The organism is Actinomyces sp. oral taxon 170 str. F0386, assembly GCF_000195595.1.
Classification (GTDB): domain Bacteria; phylum Actinomycetota; class Actinomycetes; order Actinomycetales; family Actinomycetaceae; genus Actinomyces.
In genome coordinates this window covers 17,371-41,968 of the sequence record NZ_GL882534.1, presented here as the reverse complement: position 1 = coordinate 41,968, position 24,598 = coordinate 17,371, and the positions used below count along the sequence as shown (strand labels likewise).

Annotated in this window: 22 protein-coding genes and 1 tRNA gene; 19 read left to right on the top strand and 4 right to left on the bottom strand. The window is 69.5% G+C overall.

Annotation, left to right across the window (positions count from 1 at the left end; genetic code table 11):
• Positions 1-52: 52 nt before the first annotated feature.
• Entirely contained in the window at positions 53-244 is a 192-nt protein-coding gene (locus HMPREF9056_RS04955) for a DUF4177 domain-containing protein (RefSeq protein ID WP_009403397.1), read from the bottom strand.
• Between the two features lie 54 nt (positions 245-298).
• Positions 299-634 (bottom strand): WhiB family transcriptional regulator, encoded by a 336-nt coding sequence (locus tag HMPREF9056_RS04950; protein ID WP_009233775.1) that lies wholly within the window; start codon positions 632-634, stop codon positions 299-301.
• 508 nt (positions 635-1,142) lie between these two features.
• Between HMPREF9056_RS04950 and HMPREF9056_RS04945 the strand changes: the two genes are divergently transcribed.
• Together HMPREF9056_RS04945 and HMPREF9056_RS04940 are read left to right on the top strand one after the other, a co-directional pair.
• Positions 1,143-3,218 carry a transglycosylase domain-containing protein gene (locus tag HMPREF9056_RS04945; RefSeq protein ID WP_034513873.1) on the top strand — a complete coding sequence of 692 codons (2,076 nt, stop codon included), beginning with the start codon at positions 1,143-1,145 and terminating at the stop codon, positions 3,216-3,218.
• Between the two features lie 52 nt (positions 3,219-3,270).
• Complete coding sequence (locus HMPREF9056_RS04940; RefSeq protein ID WP_009403394.1) at positions 3,271-4,260, top strand: metallophosphoesterase; 990 nt, start codon at positions 3,271-3,273, stop codon at positions 4,258-4,260.
• 101 nt (positions 4,261-4,361) lie between these two features.
• Here the strand turns inward: HMPREF9056_RS04940 and HMPREF9056_RS04935 are convergent, their stop codons facing one another.
• Positions 4,362-5,264 (bottom strand): SDR family oxidoreductase, encoded by a 903-nt coding sequence (locus HMPREF9056_RS04935; protein ID WP_009403393.1) that lies wholly within the window; start codon positions 5,262-5,264, stop codon positions 4,362-4,364.
• A 112-nt stretch (positions 5,265-5,376) separates the two neighbouring features.
• Between HMPREF9056_RS04935 and HMPREF9056_RS04930 the strand changes: the two genes are divergently transcribed.
• The 5 genes from HMPREF9056_RS04930 to HMPREF9056_RS04910 all read left to right on the top strand — a co-directional run bounded on the left by HMPREF9056_RS04930 (position 5,377) and on the right by HMPREF9056_RS04910 (position 12,993).
• Positions 5,377-6,720 carry an SWIM zinc finger family protein gene (locus HMPREF9056_RS04930; protein WP_009403392.1) on the top strand — a complete coding sequence of 448 codons (1,344 nt, stop codon included), beginning with the start codon at positions 5,377-5,379 and terminating at the stop codon, positions 6,718-6,720.
• Positions 6,717-8,270 carry a DUF5691 domain-containing protein gene (locus HMPREF9056_RS04925; protein ID WP_009403391.1) on the top strand — a complete coding sequence of 518 codons (1,554 nt, stop codon included), beginning with the start codon at positions 6,717-6,719 and terminating at the stop codon, positions 8,268-8,270. The genes HMPREF9056_RS04930 and HMPREF9056_RS04925 overlap by 4 nt, the downstream gene beginning before the upstream one ends.
• A gap of 66 nt (positions 8,271-8,336) precedes the next feature.
• The gene (locus HMPREF9056_RS04920; protein WP_021610143.1) at positions 8,337-9,458 is read left to right on the top strand and encodes an AAA family ATPase; all 1,122 of its coding nucleotides are present in this window, start codon (positions 8,337-8,339) and stop codon (positions 9,456-9,458) included.
• Entirely contained in the window at positions 9,455-11,749 is a 2,295-nt protein-coding gene (locus tag HMPREF9056_RS04915) for a DUF5682 family protein (protein ID WP_009403389.1), read from the top strand. Before HMPREF9056_RS04920 ends, HMPREF9056_RS04915 begins: the two co-directional genes overlap by 4 nt.
• A complete protein-coding gene (locus tag HMPREF9056_RS04910) occupies positions 11,746-12,993 on the top strand; it encodes a VWA domain-containing protein (RefSeq protein WP_009403388.1) in 1,248 nt (415 codons plus the stop codon). The genes HMPREF9056_RS04915 and HMPREF9056_RS04910 overlap by 4 nt, the downstream gene beginning before the upstream one ends.
• Positions 12,994-13,059: 66 nt before the next feature.
• Here the strand turns inward: HMPREF9056_RS04910 and HMPREF9056_RS04905 are convergent, their stop codons facing one another.
• Complete coding sequence (locus HMPREF9056_RS04905; RefSeq protein ID WP_009403387.1) at positions 13,060-13,608, bottom strand: O-acetyl-ADP-ribose deacetylase; 549 nt, start codon at positions 13,606-13,608, stop codon at positions 13,060-13,062.
• 227 nt (positions 13,609-13,835) lie between these two features.
• Between HMPREF9056_RS04905 and HMPREF9056_RS04900 the strand changes: the two genes are divergently transcribed.
• The 12 genes from HMPREF9056_RS04900 to HMPREF9056_RS14630 all read left to right on the top strand — a co-directional run.
• Positions 13,836-13,912, top strand: a tRNA-Pro gene (locus tag HMPREF9056_RS04900).
• Positions 13,913-14,075: 163 nt separating this feature from the next.
• Entirely contained in the window at positions 14,076-14,528 is a 453-nt protein-coding gene (locus HMPREF9056_RS04895; protein WP_157185010.1) for a hypothetical protein, read from the top strand.
• A 216-nt stretch (positions 14,529-14,744) separates the two neighbouring features.
• Entirely contained in the window at positions 14,745-15,389 is a 645-nt protein-coding gene (locus HMPREF9056_RS04890; protein WP_253269940.1) for a hypothetical protein, read from the top strand.
• Between the two features lie 304 nt (positions 15,390-15,693).
• The gene (locus tag HMPREF9056_RS04885) at positions 15,694-17,271 is read left to right on the top strand and encodes a diacylglycerol kinase family protein (RefSeq protein ID WP_009403382.1); all 1,578 of its coding nucleotides are present in this window, start codon (positions 15,694-15,696) and stop codon (positions 17,269-17,271) included.
• Positions 17,272-17,452: 181 nt separating this feature from the next.
• Positions 17,453-18,763: a Mur ligase family protein gene (locus tag HMPREF9056_RS04880; protein WP_009403381.1), complete on the top strand. Its 1,311-nt coding sequence runs from the start codon at positions 17,453-17,455 to the stop codon at positions 18,761-18,763.
• Positions 18,760-19,515 carry a type 1 glutamine amidotransferase gene (locus HMPREF9056_RS04875; protein ID WP_009403380.1) on the top strand — a complete coding sequence of 252 codons (756 nt, stop codon included), beginning with the start codon at positions 18,760-18,762 and terminating at the stop codon, positions 19,513-19,515. The genes HMPREF9056_RS04880 and HMPREF9056_RS04875 overlap by 4 nt, the downstream gene beginning before the upstream one ends.
• Positions 19,516-19,847: 332 nt before the next feature.
• On the top strand, positions 19,848-20,048 hold the full coding sequence (locus HMPREF9056_RS04870) for a PspC domain-containing protein (protein WP_009403378.1): 201 nt from the start codon (positions 19,848-19,850) through the stop codon (positions 20,046-20,048).
• A gap of 402 nt (positions 20,049-20,450) precedes the next feature.
• Complete coding sequence (locus HMPREF9056_RS04865) at positions 20,451-20,843, top strand: FeoA family protein (RefSeq protein WP_009403376.1); 393 nt, start codon at positions 20,451-20,453, stop codon at positions 20,841-20,843.
• On the top strand, positions 20,840-22,969 hold the full coding sequence (locus HMPREF9056_RS04860) for a ferrous iron transporter B (RefSeq protein ID WP_009403375.1): 2,130 nt from the start codon (positions 20,840-20,842) through the stop codon (positions 22,967-22,969). Before HMPREF9056_RS04865 ends, HMPREF9056_RS04860 begins: the two co-directional genes overlap by 4 nt.
• 79 nt (positions 22,970-23,048) lie before the next feature.
• Positions 23,049-23,585: a NifU family protein gene (locus tag HMPREF9056_RS04855; RefSeq protein ID WP_034513868.1), complete on the top strand. Its 537-nt coding sequence runs from the start codon at positions 23,049-23,051 to the stop codon at positions 23,583-23,585.
• A 239-nt stretch (positions 23,586-23,824) separates the two neighbouring features.
• A complete protein-coding gene (locus HMPREF9056_RS04850; RefSeq protein WP_034513866.1) occupies positions 23,825-24,235 on the top strand; it encodes a FeoA family protein in 411 nt (136 codons plus the stop codon).
• Positions 24,232-24,598 (top strand): FeoB small GTPase domain-containing protein (locus HMPREF9056_RS14630; protein ID WP_009403372.1); only part of this gene is annotated, 367 nt, incomplete at its 3' end. The genes HMPREF9056_RS04850 and HMPREF9056_RS14630, both read left to right, overlap by 4 nt.

The following is a 24,598-nucleotide window of genomic DNA, read 5'->3' as shown; positions in this document are numbered from 1 at the left end:
ACGCGGCGTGATGGTGATACCGGCGGTCTCCTACATCATCGACGAACGCCTTTCAGGGCCGGGGGCGCTTGAGGTAGGCGACGAGGTTGTCCGTGCCGGACGGGCCGGGCACGACCTGGACGAGCTCCCAGCCGTCAGCACCCCACTGGTCGAGGATCTGCTTGGTGGCGTGGGTGATGAGGGGGACGGTGACGTACTCCCAGGTGGTCGGGGCGCCGGATGCGTGGTCAGAGGATGCAGTCATGAGGCTCAGCCTAGAGCCCACCCCGAGGCACCGGAAGTCCGGCCGCGAGGGACGTCAGGAGGCGCAGCGCACCCGGGCCAGGATGCGGGGGGCGCGGCGGGCGTGGATCTCAGCGACGAGCTCGTCGTCCTCGCGCTGCAGCCACAGCCCCCAGTCGTCGACCTCGGGGAAGCGCCGTAGCAGCGCCCGCCTCTCCCGCTCGGTCAGTCCGCCCCAGACGCCGAAGCTGGACTCCGAGTTAAGAGCCTCGGCCAGACACTCCATGCGAACCGGGCATGCGAAACACAATGATCTGGCGTCACGTTGCTCAGCCCCCTTGCCAAAGAGCTGGTCGGGCTCGACGGTCGCGCAGGCTGCTTGGGCCGCCCAGGTCTGGTCGTCTTGAGTCATGCTCACTCCCGATTCATTCAACGGCCGACGCCGTTGTCGGTCACGTCACAGCCGTTACCGTATGGCAACCGAGCGCCTCACACCAAATCCCATTCCTGTACTCCGTGCGCCTTCGCCGGAGCAGACCTCGGCAAGATCGCCGAGCACCAGCCCATTCAAGAGGAGTTCACTGAGAGCGAGCCATTTACTGGACATCGCGTCCACCAAGATCCCACCTTTCACAAGGTCGGAAAATCCAGTTCTTACGGCCGGTCGACCATCCACGAGCCACAAACACCGTCGACGAGCCGTGATCCCGCCGTAACCCACTCCTGAAGATTTCTTAAGAATTGCCTGAGCCTCCAGCGCCGTCTCGGCATCCGGCCACATCAGTACCGATTCCGGACGCTCGCCGACGACGCCCGAACCTGGTCGCACGCCGCCGCGAGGGCACTCTCCTAGGGTCTTCTCAGGCCGAAGAGGGCATACGCCACTGCATCCCCCAAGTGATTCCACGTAGGCTGGCGCCATGGCGAACTCCTCTGCGCGCGGACGCTCTCTGACACCACCTCAGGTGGTCTCGATGCTCGTGGTCTTTCTGACGCTGTCAGGCGTCGGCGGCGTCCTGTCCGCAGGCTTCGCCACTCCCTTCGTGGGTGTCACGGCGGCGTTGACCAAGGCCTCCGCTGAGCTCTTCGAGGAGCTTCCCAGCGACTTCAACGTTCAGCAGCCCAGTCAGATCTCAACCCTCCTGGCGGCCGACGGGAGCGAGATCGCTCAGTTCTACGCGGAGAACCGCATCGTGGTGCCCCTGAGCGAGATCTCGGTCAACATGCAGAACGCGATCGTCGCCGTGGAGGACCAACGCTTCTACCAGCACCAGGGCGTCGACCCCACCGGCATGGTGCGCGCTCTGGTCTCCAACAACTCAGGTGGCTCACGCCAGGGCGCCTCGACCCTCACGCAGCAGTACGTGCGCAACACGCTCATTGAGACTGGCCTGAAGAACGATGACCACAAGATCATCAAGGACGCCACCGAGAGCACCGTGGCCCGCAAGCTGCGGGAGATGAAGTTCGCGCTCAGTCTGGAGCAGAAGTACTCCAAGCAGCAGATCCTCGAGGGCTACCTCAACATCGCCGCCTTCAGTCCCTCCACCTACGGGGTCGAGGCCTCCTCGCTGCACTACTTCAATAAGCACGCCAAGGACCTGACGGTGGCCGAGGCCGCCCTGCTGGCCGGAACCACCAACGCGCCCAGTGCCTACGACCCCGAGTCCCAGCCGGAGCTGGCCAAGAACCGTAGGGATTGGGTGCTGTCCAAGATGCTGGAGGAGAAGTTCATCACCCAGGAGCAGTACGACGAGGCCGTCAGCTCCGAGATCCAGCTCGATGTTCAGGAGGCACCCGCCGGTTGTGGTGCCGCGGGCAACTACGCCTACTTCTGCACCTACGTGGTCAACGAGATCCTCGGCTCGGAGAACTTCGGGCCCGACGTCGCCTCCCGCCGCCAGCTGCTGACGCGCGGCGGACTGAAGATCACCACCACCCTGGACCGCGCGCGGCAGAACGCCGCCGACGGCATCATTCAGGCCAACACTCCGATCGGGGACTCAGACGGGGCCAACTCCACCATCGTCTCGGTCGAGCCCGGTACGGGAAGGATCCAGGCTCTGGCTCAGAACACCAACTATGAGGACTCCCAGCTCGTCTTCGCGGCGGACGCCAAGCACGGTGGAGTCGAGCTCCCCGACGGGAACGTCGGCTTCCAGCCCGGTTCAACATTCAAGGCGCTCATCCTGGCCGAATGGCTCAAGACCGGCCACACAGCCGGTCAGACGGTGAACGCGTCCGCACCGAGGACCTATCCGCCCAATACGTTCAACATTCCCTGCGCCCCCGAGCTCGCCGCCGGCTCCTGGACCGTCAACAACGTGGCCGGCACCAACGCCGGCAACATGAGTGTCAGGGACGCCACGAAGCAGTCCATCAACGTGGGCTTCACCGAGATGCTCAGGCAGCTGGACGTCTGCGACGTCACGCAGTTCGCCGCTTCCATCGGCGTGTCCAAGGCGGATGGGAGCCAGCTGGATCCCGATCCCTCGCTGGCCCTGGGCGCTAAGCCCGTACCGCCGCTCAGCATGGCCAACGCCTACGCGACCTTCGCCTCCGGCGGCAAGTACTGCAAGCCCGTCGCCATCGACTCCATCCTGGACGCCAGTGGCACCTCGATGGCGGTTCCCAGCGCCGACTGCACCCAGGCCATGGACCAGAACGTCGCTGATCAGACGGCGATCACGCTCCAAGCCACGTCGGAACCCAACGGTACCGCCAAGGACGCCGGAATCGGCAGGGCGATCGCGGGCAAGACCGGAACCACGGATGAGGCCGAGAACGCCTGGTTCGTGGGCTTCACCCCACAGCTGTCCACCGCGGTCTGGATCGGTGACGCCAAGGAGAGCAACAAGAGCCTCGCGGGCAGGACGATCGGAGGCAAGTACTTCGAAAGAATGTACGGTAGCGACCTGGCCGTGCCGATGTGGCGCGACTACATGTCCCAGGCTCTGGCGAACGAACCTGCTGTGCAGATCCCCCACCACCCGTGATCACCATCCCGAGCACGGCTGAACAACTGAACAGAAGAGGACCAGACTCCCCATGACGCCCTGCCCCGCCGGCCGCGCCGCCTTGTCCGTCGTCGGCACCACCGCCGCCCTGGGGGCGGCCACGCTGGCCTACAGCCTCATCGAGGCCCGTTGCCCCGTGCTGCGGCGCATCGACGTGCCGGTACTCGCCGCCGACGAGGAGCCCCTCACGGTGCTGCACCTGACCGACCTGCACCTGACCGATCACACCGAGGCGCGGGTCGAGTGGGTGCGGGACCTGGTGGATCTGCAGCCCGACGTCGTCGTCAACACCGGCGACAACCTCTCCTTGGCCTCCGGTCTGGAGCCACTGCGGCGGGCGCTCGAGCCGCTGACGAGCCTGCCGGGCGCCTTCGTCATGGGCGACCACGACTACCGCACCACCGTCTTCCGCCTGCCGACGCGCTACCTGCACCGCGACCCGCGCAAGGCCTCCAGCCGCGTGCGCGACGAGGACATCGAGGCCCTGCCCTGGGAGGAGGTGCGCGACCTGCAGGCGGCCGGGGGCTGGGAGGACCTGACCAACCGACGCGGCTCGCTGACCGTGCGCGGACGTCGCATCGAGCTGGTGGGCGTCGACGACCCGCACGCCAACCGCGACGTCTTCCCCGCGCCCGAGGCCGCCGGGGCCGCGGCCAGTTCGGCCGTCTCACTGCCGGCGATCCGCGACCGCGAGGGCCGGGCGCTGCGCCTGGGCCTCACGCACGCCCCCTACCGGCGGGTCCTGGAGACGATGTCCGCCGACGACGTCGACCTGGTCCTGGCCGGGCACACCCACGGCGGGCAGCTGTGCGTGCCCGGGATGGGGGCGCTCGTGACCAACTGCGACCTGGACCCGGGGCGGGCCTCGGGGCTGTCGCAGTGGCCGGGGCGGCTCGGGGACCCACGGGCGGCCGACCACATGTACCTGCATGTCTCAGCCGGGCTCGGCACGAGCCCCTTCACACCCGTGCGCCTGGCCTGCCGACCCGAGGCCACACTGCTGCGGCTGCTGCCGGCCTGAGGGACGACGCGCGCCACCACTCTTCAACCAAAGCTTCATAGGCGACGCGGCTCCGGGTCATTTACGAAGTTACGGTTGATTCTGGGGTGGCGGCCCCTCTGTCAGTGGCGCCACCGGGCGAAGCCGCCCTCGGAGCTGATGACCTGCCCGGTGATCCAGCGGGCCTCGTCGGTGAGCAGCCAGGTGATGAGCCGGGCGGCGTCATCGGGTTCGCCCCAGCAGCCCTGGGGGAACATGACGGCCGTCGTCTCGCGGTCCGCGTCGGTGACATAGCCGGTGTCGACAGGGCCGGGGTTGACTGTATTGACGGTGATGCCGGCATCGATGAGCTCATCGGAGATCGTCAGGGTGACGCCGGCAATGGCGGCCTTGGCGGCGGCGTAAGCGATCTCCCCGGGCAGGGGGCCAAGGCCCTGGCCGGAGGTGAGGAAGACGATGGCGCCATGCCGACTGCTTGCCGGCTCACGGCCTGCTCCGATCGCGGAGTCTGCGGCCGACCAGGTGAAGCCCTCCTGAGCGGCGAAGGCCTGTGCCAGGAGGATGGAGGCGCGGGCGTCGACGGCCCAGTGGGCGTCGAGGATGGCCTCGGTCATCTCGCTGAGCGGCCCGTCGGGGCTGCTCATGGCCTGGTTGCACACGAGGGCGTCGAGGTGGCCGGCAGCGGCCGCAGCCTGCTCGACGACGCGAGCCGGCTCCCCGGGGGTGGCCAGGTCGGCGGGAATGTCGATGAGGCGGGCCGAGCCGACCAGGTGGGTGCGGATGGATGCCATGACGGCCTCGACGTCGTCGGCGCCCCAGGGCTGGGCGACGTCGTGGGGACGGTAGTGGTGGGCGACGACGCTCGCCCCGTGGTCGGCGGCGCGGCAGGCGATGGCGTGGCCGATGCCGACGCGGCGGCTGACTCCCGTGACCAGCACCGTGCGACCCGCCAGGGGCAGAGGGTCTCGACCGGCACGGCCGGCCGGACCGGCGGCGTGGTGTCCGTGGCGAGTCCCGATGGTCATACCGGTGAGTGTAGAAGAGCGGGCACCACGGGGAGGACTCCCCATGCGCGTCGTCGAGACTCCTGCGAAAGAGGGCTCATCGGTGTCACAGCCCTGCCCTATTCTCGGCCTCATGAGCTCACCGACCATCGCGCCCTGGAGCGCCGATCAGGTCACGGCGCTGGCACCGGACAAGCAGGTCGCCACGGCCGGTCTCAAGCTGGCCTCTCCCGCCACGTGGTCGGACGCCGGCGTGCACGAGGCACTGGTGTGGGGCAGTGCCTCAGGGTCGGGCAAGAAGCCCTACCGGGTGTGCGTGGACCTGTCCGGTCCGGCCTTCACGTGCTCCTGCCCCAGCCGCAAGTTCCCCTGCAAGCACGCCGTCGGCCTGCTGCACCTGTGGAGCCGGGGCCAGGTGGCGGACGGGGAACCGGCCGCCTTCGCCGCCGAGTGGCTGGAGGGCCGGGCCAAGCGAGCCCAGCAGAAGGCCGCGCGGCAGGAGGCCGCGGACCGGCCCAATGACCCGGCCAAGGCGGCCGCCTCCGCAAAAAGCGCCGCTGCTCGTGCCCGTGCCCGCGAACGACGCGTCACCGAGGGGCTGGCGGACCTGGACCGGTGGCTGGCCGACCAGCTCCGCGAGGGGCTGGCCAACGGCTCGGCCCAGCGCCCCAAGCAGCTGGCCGTCTTCGCCTCCCGTATGGTCGATGCTCAGGCCCCCGGAGTCGCCCGGCGCCTGACGGCCCTGTCACGGCTGACGGACTCCTCCCCTGACTGGCCCGAGCGGCTGGTCGACGAGTTCGGGCTGCTCCATCTGCTCATCCGGGCCTGGACCCGTCGTGAGCAGCTGCCCGACGACCTGAGGGCCACCGTCCGCTCGCACGTGGGGATCGCCGTGCGTGCCGAGGACGTCCTGGCCTCACCCGGCGTCGGCGACACCTGGGTGGTCGTGGCCGGCCGGGACTCCGTGGAGGGCAGGCTCGCCGAGCGCCGCCTGTGGCTCTACGGCACGACCACCCGGCGCTGGGCGCTCATCCTCGTCTTCGCCCCCGTCTCCGGCGGTTTCTCCACCACTGTTGTTCCCGGGACCCGGTTCGACGCCGTCGCGCACTTCTACCCGGGGCGCGGCCAGCTGCGCGTGGCCCTGTCCGACGAGCAGCCCTCCCGGCCCGTGGCCGGTTGGGTGCCTGAGCCCTCAGGAACGGCATCCGCTCGGGAGGCCTGGAGGCGTGCTGTCGCCGCGGATCCATGGGTGGAGGCCGTACCGGTGCTGGTCTCAGGGCGGTTCCGTCTGCTCGGCAACGGCGAGCCGGCACTCGGGGACGCGGACGGGGCGCTGCCGCTCATCACGCCCGACGACGCCCGATGGGTTCTGCCGCTTCTGACCGACGGTGACGAGGTCACGGTTGCCGGTGAGCTGTCACCCGCGGGCCTGCGGGCTCTGAGCGTTGTCACCGACGGAGAGGTGCGTGCCCTGTGAGTGACCTGTCCCCATTGGCCAAGGCCGCCGTCATGGGAACGAGTGCGCGGTCCTTCTCCTCGGAGGCGCTCCCCGGGGCCGTCGCCGGCGTCCTCCCTCCGCGTCCGAGGAAGACACGTGCACAGGACGCAGCAGAGACAGGCGACGCGGACGACGGCACCGATGTGCTCCTGGACGCGGCCGCCGCCTACGGTGCGGTGCACCGCGCCACGATCCCCACGATCCCCTCCTCCGCCGCCCGTGATACCGGTTGGCCGACGTCGTCGCGCCCCCTGGCGCCGGAGGCGCTGTACTCCGCCCTCGAGCAGATCCTGGTCAGCAAGCCTCAGCAGCAGCTGCTCGCCACGGCACTGGGGCTGGTGGCCGAGTGCGGCTGGCGGCTACCGGCCCCGCTCCTCGTGCGCGTCCTCAATGAGACCGCCTACAGGCACGAGGAACGCGACGCGGTCCTGGGCGTCGTCGACGAGCGCGCCGCGGCGGTGCTGCGCGACCACCCGGTGTGGGGCAAGCGGATCGAGCCCCTGGCGTCTCTGCCCAGTGGCGACTCCGGCAGCGCCTCGGGCGACTCCAGGGACGACTCCGTGTGGAGACTGGGCACCACCACCCAGCGGCTCGCCTACTTCAGGCGGCTGCGCGCCCAGGACCCGGCCGCCGCACGGACTCTCCTGGTGACGTCGTGGAAGAAGGAGAAGGCCGAGGCCCGCGAGGGGATCGTCGAGGCGCTGGCCACCGGTCTGAGCGAGGCGGACCTGCCTCTGCTGGAGATGGCCATCACGGACCGCTCCGGAGGTGTGCGCCAGGCGGCGGCGCTGGTACTCCTCCATCTGCCAGGATCGGGCCTGGTTCAGCGCGCCGAGGCCCTCGCCGCCTCGCACATGAAGGTCACCAAACGGTTTCTGCGCACCACCCGGGTGGATTGCCGACCCATCGAGGTGACCGATGAGGTCCTGCGTGACGAGTACGGGGAGCGCGGCACCGGGGACCCGTCCCGAGCCGACGTCGGCCCACCATCCGCCAGGAGAGCGGCTGCCGGATACCCACCCGCTCTGCTGGAGGAGGTGGTCGGACGCGTCCCGATCGACCGCTGGCCGGCCCTCATCGGACTGTCCGCCGGCCGGCTCCTCGAGGCCGAGGTGACTTTCGATGGCGAGCCGCTGGATCTGCGCCGTGCCCTGTTCACCGCGGACCGTCGTGGCAGCGGCGCCCTCATCGAGGCCTGCACGGCCGATGCCTTCAAGCGGGGCGATCGCGATCGCTTCACCGGCATGCGCCAGTACTGGCCGAGTCCCTACTCCGCGGAGCACTCCCACCGCATGGTCTCCTTCCTCCGGTCCGCCCTCGGTTCGCACCGAACGGAGGACATCGGTTACTGGGCCACCCAGGAGACCGTCAAGCTGCCGGTCTCCTGCCACGCCGCGGTCCTGCCCGAGGCACTGGCCCTCATGGAGGAGACCTCCCGGTCCGACTCGGCGTCGTCCTTCGTGACCGACGCCGTCGAGGGCCTGCGTCTGAGACTCCGGCTGGAGGCTCTGCGCACTCATCCGGCCTAGCCGCCCCGTACGCACCTCGCCCTGTTTCTTCCCGACCACCCGCCCATCAGCCACCGAGGAGCTCCCGTGACCAGCACCCAGACCATGGACCAGACCAGCACTGACAAGGCGCCCCTGCTGCGCCCGCACGCCGAGCAGCGCTACGCCGAGGAGCTCGCCGCCCTGGCACGTCTCGACGAGCGCACCCGGCCGGCGAGCTGGAGGCTCTCACCCTGGGCGGTGGTCACCTACCTCATGGGCGGCACGCTGGAGGACGGCACCGTCATCACCCCGAAGTACGTCGGCAACCGGCGTCTCATCGAGGTGGCCGTGGCGACCCTGGCCACGGACCGGGCCCTGCTCCTTCTGGGGGTGCCGGGCACGGCGAAGTCCTGGGTGAGCGAGCACCTGGCCGCCGCGATCTGCGGCACCTCCACGCTCCTGGTGCAGGGCACGGCGGGCACCTCCGAGGAGGCGGTGCGCTACGGCTGGAACTACGCCCGGCTCCTGGCCGAGGGGCCCTCGCAAGCGGCGCTCGTCCCCTCCCCCATCATGACCGCCATGGGGACGGGCCGGATCGCCCGGGTCGAGGAGCTCACCCGCATGCCCTCCGACGTCCAGGACGCCCTCATCACGGTGCTCAGCGAGAAGACCCTCCCGGTGCCGGAGCTGGGCACCGAGGTGCAGGCGCACGGGGGCTTCAACCTCATCGCCACCGCCAATGATCGCGATCGCGGTGTCAATGACCTCTCGGCGGCGCTGCGACGCCGTTTCAACACGGTGGTGCTGCCGCTGCCGGCCTCGGCGGAGGAGGAGGTGAGCATCGTGGCCCGCCGCGTGGAGGACCTCGGCTCAGCGCTCCAGCTGCCGCCCGCGCAGGGCGCCCTGGAGGAGATCCGCCGCGTGGTCACCGTCTTCCGCGAGCTGCGCCAGGGCGCGACCGAGGACGGACGCACGAGCCTGAAGTCGCCGTCGGGCACCCTGTCCACGGCGGAGGCGATCTCGGTGGTCACCAACGGCCTGGCCATGAGCGCCCACTTCGGCGACGGCGTCCTGCGGCCCTCGGACGTGGCCGCTGGCATCCTCGGGGCCGTGGTGAGCGACCCGGTGGCCGACCAGGTGGTGTGGTCGGAGTACCTGGAGGCCGTGGTCCGCGAGCGCCGCGACTGGTCCGACTTCTACCGCGCCTGCCATGAGGTGGGACAGTGACCGTCAGCGCAGAGCTCGACTCCGGGGCCGACGTCGGAGCCGAGGCCGCAGGCGGCGCTGCAACCGGGACCGAGGACACGCGCCCGCCTGTGCGGGTTCTGGGGATCCGTCACCACGGTCCGGGCTCGGCGCGGGCCCTGGTCGCGGCGCTGGAGGCCTACCGGCCCGACTGCGTCCTCATCGAGGGGCCGGCGGACGCCGATGGCCTCATCGAGTGGGCGGGGCGGGGGCTGGAACCGCCGGTGGCGCTGCTCGCCTGGGACAGCACCGACCCTTCGGAGGCCTCCTTCTGGCCGATGGCCGTCTTCTCCCCCGAGTGGCAGGCGCTGTCCTGGGCGGCGGCGCACGGGGCGCAGGCCCGTTTCATGGATCTGCCGGCCGCCGCCGTCCTGGCCACCCGGAAGGCCGAGCGGGAGCGGGCCCGGTCGGAGGGTACGGACGCTGAGGCCCGGGGCACGGCCCAGCCGGTGCGGACCGACCCGATCGCGGAGCTGGCGCGCCTGGCCGGCTACGAGGACCCGGAGGCCTGGTGGGAGGACGTCGTCGAGCTGCGCATGGAAGGTGAACCCTTCGACGCGCTGACCGAGGCGATCGGGCTCCTGCGGGAGGCGTCCCCGGAGACCGACGAGTCCACGCTGCGCCGCGAGGCGCATATGCGCAAGGTTCTCCGGACGGCCAGGAGGGCGGGCCACGAGCGGATCGCTGTCGTGTGCGGGGCGTGGCACGCCCCGGCGCTGGCCGGCAAGCCGCCGAAGGTCGCGCAGGACAACGCCCGGCTCAAGGGCATGGCGAAGGCGAGGACGTCGCTGACCTGGGTGCCGTGGACGCATCGGCGCCTGACCGAGGGCAGCGGTTACAGCGCCGGGGTGGAGTCGCCGGGCTGGTACCACCTGCTCTTCACCGCACCGGACCGGCCGGTCGTGCGCTGGCTGACGCAGGTGGCCGCGTCGCTGCGCCGTCAGGACCTGCCGGTCTCCTCGGCTCACATCATTGAGGCGGCGCGGCTGGCCCAGAGCCTCGCCGCGCTGCGCGGTCGCCCTATGGCCGGTCTCGACGAGCTGAGCGAAGCGGTCCTGTCGGTCATGTGCGATGGCAGTGCGGTGCGGGCCGCTGCCGCGACCCGTGAGGTCCTCATCGGTGAGGCACTCGGCAGCGTGCCCGACGGCGTCCCCATGGTCCCCCTGGACGCCGACCTGCGCTCGGCCGCCAAGAGCCTGCGCATGGCCTTCGCGGCGACCCCCAGGACACTCGCCCTGGATCTGCGCAAGCCCCGGGACCTGGCCAAGTCCCAGCTGCTGCGACGCCTGGAGATTCTGGGGATCGCCTGGGGCAGACGGCAGCGGGTGGCCTCGAGCGGCACCTTTAAGGAGGTCTGGGAGCTCGAGTGGGACCCGGAGATGTCCGTGCAGGTGGTGGAGGCCGCGGCCTTCGGCACCACGGTGGCCTCCGCTGCCGGGAACGCCCTGCTGGGCGCCACCGACTCCCTGCCGCAGGTGACCAGGTCGGTGGAAAGGGCGCTGGCGGCCGGGCTGTCCGAGGTCGTGCCCGAGCTGCTGGGGATCCTCGACGAGCAGGCGGCGCGCGAGATGGACATCGTCCGGCTGCTGGGCTCGGTGCCGGCCCTGGCCCGCTCCCAGCGCTACGGGGATGTGCGCGGCACGGACGCCTCCAGTCTGGAGGCAGTGACCCGCGCCGTCCTGGTGCGCGGGTGCGCGGGGATGCCTGCGGCGGCCGCGAACGTGGACGCCCAGGTGGCCCGCACGCTGCGTACGACGATCGACGAGGTCCAGAGTGTCATCGGTCTTCTGGACGAGCGGGCCCTGGCGCTGTGGAACGGTGCGCTGCGCTCCGCACTGGCCACCCGCAGCCTGCCGGGCCTGCTGGCCGGACGCATCACCCGGATGCTCCTGGACGCCGGGGAGCTGGCCCGCGACGACGCCGCTCTGAGGCTGTCCCGGGCGCTGTCGCAGGGCACGCGGCCCGAGGAGCAGGCCGAGTGGATCGAGGGCTTCCTCGCGGGGGACATCCTCCTGCTCAGCTATGACAACGCCTTGCTCGAGGTGCTCGACGAGTGGCTGGCGCGCATCGGGGACCAGGCCTTCGTCGACGTCCTGCCCGCACTGCGACGGGCCTTCGGCCAGTGGCCGAACCCTCAGAAGACGGACCTGGCCCGGCAGATCCGGGACCTCGGCTCCCCCACCCCGGACAGGAGCGGCCCGCTCGAGGAGGCGTTCAACGACGTCGAGGAGGTCCTGGACACGGTGAGCATGATCCTGGGAGGTACCCGATGAGCGCGCGCGAGCGCACCGACGACGCGAACCAGCCGGATCAGCGTGCCGGCCAGGTCATCCGGGCGGACCGGGCCGACCGGACTGACGACGTCGAGCCCACCACGATTGAGCAGCGCTGGCGCCTGGCCCTGGGCGTGGACGCGAGTGGCCACCCCACCTCGCTGTCGGAGGGACACAGGGCGATGGACACGGCACTGGCGGACCTGTACGACGTCGACCCGCAGGACAAGGGACGCGGGGGCCTGGATGGCTCCGCACCCCATGTGGCGCGCTGGCTGGGGGACATCCGCAGGTACTTCCCCTCACGGGTGGTGCGTGTCATGCAGACCGACGCCATTGACCGCCTGGGGCTCAAGACGCTCCTGCTGGAGCCCGAGGTGCTCCAGGGCGTGGAGCCCGACGTGCACCTGGCGGCGACGTTGACCACCCTGTCGGAGATGATTCCTCAGGAGGCCAAGGCGACGGCGCGCACGGTCGTCGACAAGGTCGTCAAGGAGGTGGAGGAGCGGATCGCCGACCGGCTCCAGCAGTCGGTACGCGGTGCGCTGGACCGCTCCACGAGGACCTCGCGGCCCCAGCTGGCCGATATCGACTGGAACCGGACCATTACCGCGAACCTCAAGAACTACGTGCCAGAGCTGGGCACGGTCATCCCGGAGAGGCTCGTGGGGCACGGCAGGCGCCATCGAGGTATTCAGAAGGAGTTCACCATCTGCATGGACCAGTCCGGGTCCATGTCCTCCTCAGTCATCTACGCCTCCATCATGGCGGCGGTCATGGCCTCGATCCGTTCACTGCGCACCACGCTGGTCGCCTACGACACCGCCGTGACAGACCTGACGCCGCTGCTGTCGGACCCGGTCGACGTCATCTTCGGGACCCAGCTCGGCGGCGGCACGAACACCTCCCCGGCCATCGAGTACTGCCGGCAGACGATCACGCGGCCGGCGGACTCGGTGTTCATCCTCATCAGCGACCTGTACGACTCCGACCCGACGCAGATGCTGGGACGGGTGGGGGAGCTGCTGGGAAGCGGGGTCCAGGTCGTCGTACTGCTCGCCCTGAGTGATGACGGTGTCCCCAGCTACAACCACGACGTCGCCAAGCGGCTGGCCGGGATGGGGGTGCCGGCCTTCGGGTGCACCCCGGACGCCTTCCCGGGGCTGCTGGCGGCCGCGATCCACGGCGAGGACCTGGGCCGGTGGGCGGATGAGCAGGCGGCCGCGGAGGCGAAGGGCGCCTGAGCCGGCCGGAGATCGTCCGGGCCGAAGGCGCTGATGCGGAGCACGGGCGGGCCGCTTCAGCCCGGGTCAGTGCTCGATGCGCTCGAGGGCGTGGGCGAAGGCCTCGTGGTTGGTCTGCGAGGACAGGGCGAAGCGGATGAGCTCGAGGCGGCCGACGGCGTCGGGCTCGGTGCGGGAACGCTGCTCGACGGCGCGGGCGCGGGCCGCGGCGATCTCGGCGACCTGTGCGATGGGCCAGCCGTAGACGCCGGCGGAGATGGCCGGAAGGGCGATGGAGGAGCAGCCGAGGTCGATGGCGAGTGCCAGGGCGCTGTCGAAGCAGGCGCCCAGCAGGGCCGGGTCGTCCTCGCCCGCGTGACGGTTGGGGCCGACGGTGTGGATGACCCAGGTGGCGGGCAGGCCGAAGCCGGGTGTGGCGACGGCGCGGCCGACCGGCAGGCCATCGGGCAGCTCGGTGTCGCGCAGCTTCCGGCAAGCCTCGAGCAGGCGGGGGCCGGCGGCGCGGTGAATGGCGCCGTCGACTCCTCCACCGCCCAGGAGGGTGCTGTTGGCGGCGTTGACGATGGCGTCGACCTCCTCGGTAGTGATGTCTGCGACGACGGCCTCGATGCGCATGGGGTTCCTCCTGTTCCGTGGCGGATACTCGGGTCGGTCGCCGAGGCGCGGGCTCGCGCAGGCGCCCCGGGGTGCGCCGGCGACCGGGTCTGTCATCGGCAGCCTGTCATGGGGACGAGCGGAAGCCAACCGCGGTCTGGGGGCCAGAGTGCCTACGTGACGGACGACTCAATGGCTCCGATTTCCTCCCCGCGGTGGGTGGAGGCTATGCTGTCGCCTGCTGCACACGGGGTGTGGCGCAGTTTGGTAGCGCGCTTCGTTCGGGACGAAGAGGTCGTGGGTTCAAATCCCGCCACCCCGACCATTGAGTCAACACTCAAACCCACGTCATGGAAGCCCCATGACGTGGGTTTTTGCTTCCCAGCGGCTCCTTCGACGAATCGCAGGAGCCCCCTCCACGCTCTCGAGATCGGACGCCGAACGCTCTACCCTGAGGCGAGGCCACGATGGGGAAGGAGGCACTCTGCATGCCCGAGTCCAGCACCGAGATTGAGGAGCTGCGTCGCCGGGTTGAGCAGCAGGCCCAACGGATCGACGAGCTCCAGGACGCCCTCCACACGCTGTCGGTCGCGGTCCAGTACCGGGAGGAGGAGCCCTACCTGGCCTTCCTGGCAGAGCACGGCATCGCCGGCCGACGGCGGATCGCCCTGACGACGGCTATCGCCGGAGTGCTATCACGGGCGCAGGGCGAGGTGCTTCCCCTCGGCTCTGGTGCTCGCGACGAGCTTCTGCCGGACCACCCCGCCCTGGCTAAGGCCTACGCGCCGGAACCGATCGACTGGGACGAGGCGGTCCGCGTCGTCGGCGAGGTGCTGGGTAGTGAACGTCTCGGCAAGCAGGCACTGGAGGCGCACCGCGCCCGCGGCCTGGGACTCGAAGGCCACCAGGCACTCACCAGCCGACCGGCCGACGAACGCTGAGCGATCCGGCTGACACAGCAACAGCGTCGACCGACTGGAAGAACAGACGCAGCACCAGCAGCCCAGCAGAAGGATCAGTCCGCGCACATCACGTTTTAGCCGCAAACAACCCGTCAGGACGGGAACCGGCTGCTGCTACCACGCCGCCCGGCGCTACCATCGATTGCGGCAACGCAGCGCCGTCCCTCATGGAGATATCTTCCAGCCCTGTCCCTTGTGACGACACCGGAGTCGCTCGGTACTGCGCTACCGTCCATCTCCCTCAACCCTGCGGTGGATCCTCCCATAAGCCTGACACGTGAGCTGAACAAGAAGCAGTCTCCCTTCCGACAGCTGGTGGAGGGCTGCGCCCCTGCGCTGGCCGTAGCAGGTGGCAGATCCCCAGAAGGCAAGCGGATTGCTGAACGTCTCGGACTCTACGAGCTCGTCAGGGCGCGTGTCCTGGCACCACTGCCGGAGGGAGTAACCGACGCACGGCGTCATTCGCCGACCGTCGGCACGGCCTTCGACATCCGTACCAGGATGATGCTGGGTAAGTTCGAACCACGCCGGAGCGCCTCCGCGGCGGGCATGGATGCGTTCGACTATGGTCTCGCGCCCCTGCTGCCGAACGGCCAGCACATATCGGATGTGCTTGGCGACGCCTTCCTCGAAGCCGAGGGACTCACCAGGGACGGCGACGACATCGACCGGGACTACGCCAGCATCATCTTCGCGTGGTGCGAGTCCCTCTACCGCGCCGGCGTGCAGGTCATACGCAGCTCCTGGGCTACCTCGTCCTCGATCTCGACAACGACTACCAAGCCGAGCGCATCGGCATCTGGCTGCCACGACAGGCAACGATCAGAACCTGGGAGATAGAGGAGATTCTTGGCCGTAATGCCAGCAAGGTACTGGTCAGAGCACGGAAGGACGTTCGGTGCTTGTCGGAGTGGAGAATGGGGATGATCGCGTAACGGCGACAGCAGAGCCTCACGGCGCCCCGCACCGCCGTCGGGACCGGCCCGAGCCGGCACGCGCCGCCCGCCCCACTCCCACAGCCCGGACATACGCCGCCCACAGCCGCACCGACTAGGCTGCCTCCCGGAGAATCAACCGGCGGAAAGGACGTGTGAGCGTGAGCAGGCCCCGACGCGACACCGCCACCTCCTCATCACGCCCCCCGATGCGTCTGAAGTATGTCGAGGCCATCCTCTGCGTCGGATTCGCCCTGGCCTTCATCGTCTGGACCCGTCTGAGCGCGCCCGACCCGCTGGCCCCGAGTGCCGTCCTGCACTCCCCCGGCGGCCCGCTCGGCCTCGACGCGCTCCTCCCGGTTCCCGACACCCACCCCCGCTCAGCCGCCGGACAGCTCGCCGAGGCCTTCGCGATCCTCACCCACCCGCTCATCGTCCTGGGTCTCATCGCGGCCGGGGTCGTCTACGCCTACACGGCCCGCATGCGCCGCCTGAGCGTCTCACTGGCGATCGCCGCCGCCGGCATCCCCACCCAGTTCCTCATCGCCCTGCGCCTGGCGCGCCCCGCCCCAGGGCTGGCCTTCGCCGACTCGATCGCCGCCTTCGTCAGCACCTACCCCAACGCGCACGTCACCGCCATGACCCTGGCGTCCTGGGTCCTGGTGACCCTCGCTCGCGCCCATCACCGCAGCACCATGGTCGCCGCCGGCACCGTCCTGGGCTACACCGCGGTCGCCGTGAGCGCCGTCGGCCAGTGGTACATGGGCCTGGCCACGCTCAGCGACCTCGTCGGCGGCTTCCTCCTGGGCGCCGCTTTCGCCAACCTGGCCCTGTGGGTCGGCGGCATCGACGCGATCCTCACCAGCTGGGTCAATACCCGCCTGTCGCGCGCCAGCAGCGAGAAGCGCGCCGCCGTCATCTACAACCCCACCAAGTTCGATGACCTTTCGTTGCTGCGTCGCCGGGTCGCCGCCCAGGTGCGCGCCGCCGGCTGGCGCCCCACAGTCTGGCTGGAGACCACCCCCGACGACCCCGGCCGCTCCATGGCCCACCGCGCCCTGGAGGCCGGCGTCGACCGGGTCATGGTGGCCGGCGGTGACGGCACCGTGCGCGCCGTCGCCGCCGAGCTCGCCGGCACCGAGATGCCCATGGCCCTCATCCCCGCCGGCACCGGCAACCTCCTGGCGCGCAACCTCTCCATCCCCCTGGATACCGACGCCGCCATCCGCCTGGCCCTGCGCGGCCGCCTGCAGGCCATCGACATGGTCACCTGCACCTTCGACGACGGCCAGGAGCGCTTCGTCGTCATGGCCGGCATGGGCCTGGACGCCCAGATCATGGAGTCCACCGACTCGGGCCTGAAGAAGGTCATCCGCTCGGGCGCGTACGCGGTGGCCGCCGTCCAGAACGCTGTCCCCGACCCCTTCACCGCCACCATCACGCTCGACGACGCTCCCCCCGTGCGCCGTCGGATGGTCATGGCGCTCATGGGCAACGTCGGCACCATCACCGCGGGCATGACGCTCTTCCCGCGGGCCACCCCCACGGACGGCATGGTCGACCTGCTCCTGGCCAGCCCCGGCAAGGTCGTGGACTGGGCCCGCCTGGGCGCGCAGATCCTCACCGGCCAAGAGATGGAGGGCTTCACCCTCACCCGTGCCCGGAAGGTCCTCATCGAGGCCGACCGCCCCGTCCCCTTCGAGCTCGACGGCGACACGGCCGGCTCCACCCGCACCCTGCGCGCCGAGGTCGATGAGGGGGCCCTGCACGTCGTCGTCCCTCGCTGAACCGGCAGACCCACCTTTCCTCCGCACCTTTCACGTGAGCATCGCGACGCATCCGTGACCGGCCCCGCTGCCCTAGACTGACGCACAGTCGTTGCCCATGTGGGCATCCACGGCACCCATATGGGTACCCGCGCCCCGAGCACATCGTCGGTGCGGCCCTATCTCAGCCAGCAGGAGTTCCATGCGTTCTCGTCTCACGGTCGCCCTCGGCCGCACAGCCCGTCTGGCCGCCCGCGTGCGCGGCGGCGGCAGCGGCGGCACCGCCTTCCCCGGCCTGGTCATGGAGCGCACTGATCCCGGTTTCCTGGAGCGCACCCTCAGCCGCCTGCCCCGCGGCGTCGTCGTGGTCTCGGGCACCAACGGCAAGACCACCACCACCAAGATGGTCGTCCAGCTCCTGCGCGAGCAGGGCCTCAAGGTCTTCACCAACCGGACCGGCTCGAACTTCGTGCGCGGCGTCCTCGCCTCCCTGCTGACCGAGGTCGACGCCGCCGGCAACCTGGACGCCGACATCGCGGTCCTCGAGCTCGACGAGGCCCACGCCGTGCACTTCGTGGCCCAAGTCCGCCCGCGTGCCTGCCTCCTGCTCAATGTCATGCGCGACCAGCTCGACCGCTTCGGCGAGATCGACTACACGGCCTCCCTCCTGCACTCCATCGCCAAGGCCACCAGTGACGTCGTCGTCCTCAACGGCGACGACCCGCGCCTGGCCGCTCCAGCATTCCTTGAGGGCGTCACCGCCCGCGTCGTCTCCTTCGGCGCCGGAGAGGAGCTGCGCTCCCTGTTCTTGTCCGACGACGACCTGCGCACCGGCCTGGCCAGCCCCCGGGACCGCGGCGAGACGCCCGGCCCGCGCGTCACCCTGGAGGCCATCAACGGCCAGCGCGCCACCATGCGCGTCGACGGGGCCTCCCACGAGGTCAGCTTCGCCATCCCCGGCGTCCACAACCTTCTCAACGCCTGCGCCGCCCTCGGGGTGGTCCTGGAGGTCCTGGGCGAGGACGCCGACCTGTCCGGGCTGCTGGCGACCCTGGGCAACGTGCAGGCCGCCTTCGGCCGCGGCGAGGTCCTCACCCTGGACGGCCGCCCCGTCCAGCTCTCCCTGGTCAAGAACCCGGCCGGCTTCCGCATGGGGCTGCTCTCGGCGGCCGCTCAGGCGCAGGCCGGCGAGGTCGTGGTCGTGGCCATCAACGACGAGTACGCCGACGGCCGGGACATGTCCTGGCTGTGGGACGTCGACTTCGCGGCCCTGCGATCCGGCGGGGTCGCCGTCGTCACCGGGGTGCGGGCCTGGGACATGGCGCTGCGGCTGCGCTACGACGACGTCGCGATCACCGACGTCGAGCCCGACCTGCGCAAGGCCGTGACCCTCATGCGCCGAGCCGCCGCCGACGCGGACCGCCCCATGCGGATCTTCACCACCTACACCGCCATGCTCGCCCTGCGCTCGATCCTGGGCGAGATGACAGACGTCGAGGAGGTCATGTCATGACCGCGCGCTACGAGCACACCACCGACGGTCCCGCCCGGGGCCACCTGCGCCTGCTCCAGCTCTACCCGCGGGACATGAACATCTACGGCGACTGGGGCAACACGCTCGTGCTGGCCCGCAGGGCCCAGTGGCAGGGCTACGACGTCGAGCTCCTCTCCTACGACCCGGGCGACGAGCTGCCCGGTGACATCGACGTCCTCGTGGGCGGCGGCGGCCAGGACTCGGGCCAGGACCGCATCAAGGAGGACCTGGTCAAGGTCGGCCCGACGCTCAAGGCGTGGGCGACCGACGGCGTCCCCATGCTGGCGATCTGCGGCCTCTACCAGCTCTTCGGACACGGCTTCACCACCGCCAAGGGTCAGGAGATCCCCGGTATCAGTCTCATGGATGCCCACACAGTGGCCGGAGACACCCGCCTCATCGGCAACATCACCCTGGACACCGAGGACTTCGGCGCCGTGGTCGGCTACGAGAACCACTCCGGCCTGACCACCCTGGGGCCGGACGCACGCCCCTTCGGCAAAGTACGCGTGGGAGACGGCAACAACGGCAAGGACGCCACCGAGGGCGGGCGTGTCCACCACGTCATCGGCACCTACCTGCACGGATCCCTGCTGCCCAAGAACCCGGCCGTGGCCGACTGGCTGCTCGCCCGGGCGGTGGAGCACGCCGGCGCTGCTTGGGAGCCCGAGGCGCTCGACGACGCCTGGGCCGAGCGCGCCCGCGCCGTGGCCATGTCGCGTCCTCGCTGAGTCCTCCGCTGGTGACGCGGGCTCCGAGGAGGGCAGCGCCCCTCCCGTCACGGAAGCCCGTAGCCCCACCTTCCCTATTTTCACAAGCAATGACGGACCTAATGGGCGAAAAGAGCAGAGAGACTCTCATCACCCTTATTGGACATCAAGCATTTTCCAAGGTTCACCTCGCAGAGGAAGCAGGGAGCCGATGAGCGCTCCCGCCTCTCAGATACATTGAAGTCCCACATCAGATATATTCACCACCCAGTCGCCCCCTTATTGGATACTGATTTATTCAGACCGAGACCTCAGTGTGACACCAGCGCCGCAAACATTGCAGAATACCTGTCATGACAGCACAGAATTCTTCTGGTTTCGATTGGCCCGCTCGTTCCGCCGACAAGGTTTGGCTCGGCGTCTGCGGAGGGCTCGCCGACAAATGGAACGTCAATGCCTGGGTGGTTCGCATCGCCTTCTTCCTCTTCGTCGTCCCGCTCGGCTTCGTGTACTACCTGGGCGCCCAGAACATGCCCGCCCCCTCCGTCCAGTAACCCATCACTACCTCACCAGACGCCCTGAGCGCCCTCACGACAATTGAGGGACGCAAAAAGCGGCGAATCAATTCCCGACCTCGTTCCGAAACACCCCCGCACCATCATCCCAACACATGACCAACCGGCCACTTCCTGCTTCCTCAAGAATGACACCTTGCGACAGCAGGAAGTGGCCACCATACATTTTATACGGTCCCATATCATTACTGCCCTCAAGCCAAAACAACCACAGACCCCATTTCCGGACTCCAGCACAGGACCGAGGCCTCTTCCCTCAGCGTCTTCGCAGGGGCGTGTCCGCACTGAAGCAGAGCACTCCCTGACTTCCTGCGAGACAGAGAAGCATTGCCTTACACTCCTATCGACGAAGCATCCCCTTCATGTCGATCTGAGGACACCATGGCTTTTGCTGTTCCACGACACCGCGCCGCCGCTGGCGCCGCCTACCTTCCCGAACCGGGAGCGGCCACCTTCGCGCTGTCGGATCTCAGCCCCGGAACCAGTGGACGCATCACCCGCCTGCTCGATGACGGCGTCGGCGGGGCCCTCGTCAGGCGCCTGCGCAACCTGGGCTTCGTTCCCGGCCGAGTCGCCACACCGCTGCGCCGCGCCCCCATGGGAGACCCGGTGGTCTACCGCGTCTCCGACTACGAGCTGTGCCTGCGCCGCCATGAGGCCCGGCTCATCGAGGTCGCCACCGTCGAGGCCGAGAACCGCATCATCCTTCAGCCCAGGCCTGCCGGCCGGCACGCGGCCACAGAGACGGGACAGACGGCAGGAGAGACGCTGTGAGCACCCACGACACCATGCAGCACGCCACCGGCCAGCCGCACCATGGCGCGCACCCCCACGATGGTGCCGACTGCCACTGCGGCTCGGGCAGCTCCAAGACACTGGTGGCCGGATCCCCGCGCATCGCCCTGGCCGGTGCCCCCAACGCAGGCAAGACCTCCATCTACAACGCCCTGACCGGCCTGCACGCCAAGACCGGCAACTACCCCGGAGTCACGGTCCAGCGGTCCCTGGGAACCTGCAAGATCGGTGGCACGACCCTGACGATCGAGGACCTGCCCGGCGCCTACTCCCTGGACCCGATCAGCCCCGACGAGGAGATCGTCCACGACGTCCTCACCGGAACCTCGAGTACGGTTAGCGCCCCCGACGCCCTGGTCGTCGTCGTCGATGCCACAACGCTGCAGCGGGGGATGAACTTCATCGCCGAGGCCCTCGCCCTGGACCTGCCCACCTGCCTCGTGGTCACCATGACCGATGAGCTCAGCCGCCGCACGGGCCGCCTCAACGTGGCGGCCCTCGGTCAGGCCCTGGGGATCCCGGCCGTACGGGTCATCGGGCACCGCGGCATCGGCATGCCCGATCTGCGCGCCCAGCTCGCTCAGGTCGCCACCTGGGAGCGCACCCCGCTGCCGCCGCCCACCGACCCCGACGAGATCACCTCCTGGGCCGACTCGGTGCTCGCCGCCGCGGACTATCAGGCGCCCCAGAGCGACCAGATCACCTCGGCGATCGACAAGGTCCTGCTGCGCCCCATCCCCGGCACCATCGTGTTCTTCACGATCATGTTCCTCTTCTTCCAGGCCATCTTCACCTGGGCCGAGCCCTTCAAGGGTGCCATCGAGGACGGCTTCGGGGCACTGGGGACACTGGTGCACGGTTGGCTGGACGCCTCCCATCCGCTCATCGCCGGGCTCCTGGGCGACGGCATCATCGGGGGTGTGGGCGCGGTGCTCACCTTCATCCCGCAGATCATCATCATGTTCCTCATCATCTCCGTCCTGGAGGGCGTGGGGTACATGTCGCGGGCGGCCTTCCTCATGGACAAGGTCATGAGCATCGCTGGCCTGGAGGGACGGGCCTTCGTGGCCCTCCTGTCCTCGCTGGCCTGCGCCATCCCGGGCATCATGGCGACCCGCACGCTGCCCTCCACCAAGGACCGCGTGGCCACGATGCTGGCCGCCCCGCTCATGACCTGCTCGGCGCGCCTGCCCGTCTACGTCATCATGATCTCGCTGACGGTCGACGGCGGCGCCAAGGTCGGGCCCTTCGGAGCGCGCGGCGTCGTCATGTTCGCCCTCTACCTGCTGGGGGCCGTCTCCGCGATGGCGGCCGCCTGGGTGGTCAAGCAGCTCACCGACCGCGGCAACATCCTGCTGCCCTTCTACATGGAGATGCCGCCCTACCGCATGCCCCGGGTGCGCACGATCGCCATCATGGTGTGGGACGCCTGCAAGGGCTTCCTGAAGAAGGCCGGAACGATCATCACCCTGACCACCGTCATCCTGTGGGCGCTGCTCAACATCCCCATGCGCTCAGACGCTCAGTTCGAGGCCTTCTGCGCCTCCGACACCCAGTGCGCGGCCATCTCGGCGGCGGTGGATGACCCGTCGTCGTCCACCGTCAAGGGCGACGACGGCGAGGTCGTCACCGACCCCGAGGAGCTCGGCAAGCTGCTGGACGCCCAGAAGACCTCCTACACGATGGACAACTCCTGGGCGGCCAAGGCCGGAAAGGTGGTCCAGCCGGTCTTCGAGCCGCTGGGCTTCGACTGGCGCATCAACGTGGCCACTCTGTCCTCGCTGGCCGCGCGTGAGACCTTCGTGGCCACACTCGGCCAGATCGCCGCCGCCGAGGACCCCGAGGAACCCACCAGCCACCTGTCGGCGATGACGTACCAGCACGACACCCTGACGAACAAGGCCGGCGACCAGCTCTTCAACCCGGCCACCGTCGTCGCGGTCCTCGTGTTCTTCGTCTACGCCCTCCAGTGCATGGCGACGGCAGGTGCGATGCGCCGCGAGACCGGCTCCTGGAAGTGGCCGGTCATCGCCTTCACCTACATGTTCGTCACCGCCTGGGTCATGGCTGCGGCGACCCACGCCGTCGTCGCCGCCTTCCTATGACAGGGGTCGGCATGATGACGAGGACATCGGCCATGCACCTGGCAGGACGCCTCGGGGAGCAGGAGGAGGTGAGGAAGCCGTGCCCGTTGTTCCCACGCACCCGGTGACCACGCCGGACCCCGATGTGCTGCGGTGGGTCGTCCCTGACGGCCTGCTGCCCTTCACCGGGGAGGTGGCTCAGGCCCCGGCGACGCTCCAGGCACTCATCGACGACGGCACCCTGAGGTCCGTACGGGTCGATGGCGGGGCGGTTCTCACCCTCCTGGGCTCCGGCCACAGCTGGCGAGCAGAAGGCGCCCGGGTGCGCAGCGCACTGGTGGAAGCCCTGGGTGCCCCGAAGGCCTGGAAGGGCGGAGAGACGGCCCAGGTCTCCGGGCCCGACGACGCCCTGGAGGCGGCCGCCCGGCAGATCGCCGGCGGCTCGCTGGGGTCCTTCGTCAACAGCCACGGGGGCGCGCTCGTGGTGCGTTCGGTGCGCGACGGCGTCGTCGAGGTGGCGATGGAGGGCGCCTGCGACGAGTGCCCGGCGGCCGAGATCACGATGCACGCGCGCTTCGAGCACCTGCTGCGACGCCGCTGCCCCTGGCTGGTTGAGGTCCGCCGCATCGACGGGTAGGACGCCTCCGGCATCCACCTCCCTTCTTCGCCGAGCCGGGCATTCCTCGCGTACCCCTACGAAAGAACGGTAGGGGTACGCGAGGAATGCCCGGCTCGGTCCGTACGCGTGACGCGAGCTCGCCTGATCTGTGTCAGTCGCACCTCAAAGCCCTGACAGTAGGAAAGGCTCACCTTATACTGTGGGAGTCGATATGCACCGTTCATATCGGGAACGGGACCGAGGACCTCGAGGACACCATGGCGACTGCAGCCTCACCCCACAGGACGTCGACTTCAGCCGGCACCACCGACACTCCGCCTCCGACACATGACTCGGAGGGCCCCCTGTCCGACCTGCGCCTGGGCAGCAGAGGCCGCGTCATCGGTCTCCTGGAGGACGAGGCCAGCGGTCCCATCATGAGGCGGCTGAGCAACCTGGGATTCGTTCCCGGACGGATCGTGACACCGTTGCGGCGCGCCCCGCTGGGCGATCCGGTCGTCTATCTCGTGGCCGACTACGAGCTGTGCCTGCGCCACCACGAGGCCCGCATCATCCTGGTCGAGGCCATCAGCGATGCCGACACCGTCACCGAGGCCGAGGCCATAGCCGGACCAGTCGCCTCCGCCGAGCCCACCACCGAGCCCGCGGGAGAGGAGCAGCACCGATGAGCGACCACTGCGCTGCGCACGAGGCTCCTGGCGCCGCAGACTGTCACTGCGGATCCTCCAGCTCCAAGACGCTGGTGGCCGGGGCGCGCCGCATCGCCCTGGCGGGCGCGCCCAACGCCGGCAAGACCTCCATCTACAACGCCCTGACGGGCCTGCGCGCCAAGACCGGGAACTACCCGGGTGTCACCGTCACCCGGTCGTTGGGGACCTGCCGGATCGGCGAGACCGATCTGACGATCGAGGACCTGCCCGGCGCCTACTCCCTGGACCCGATCAGCCCCGACGAGCAGGTGGTGCGCGACGTCCTCACCGACGCCTCGGAGACGGTCTCCACCCCCGACGCCCTGGTCGTCGTCGTCGATG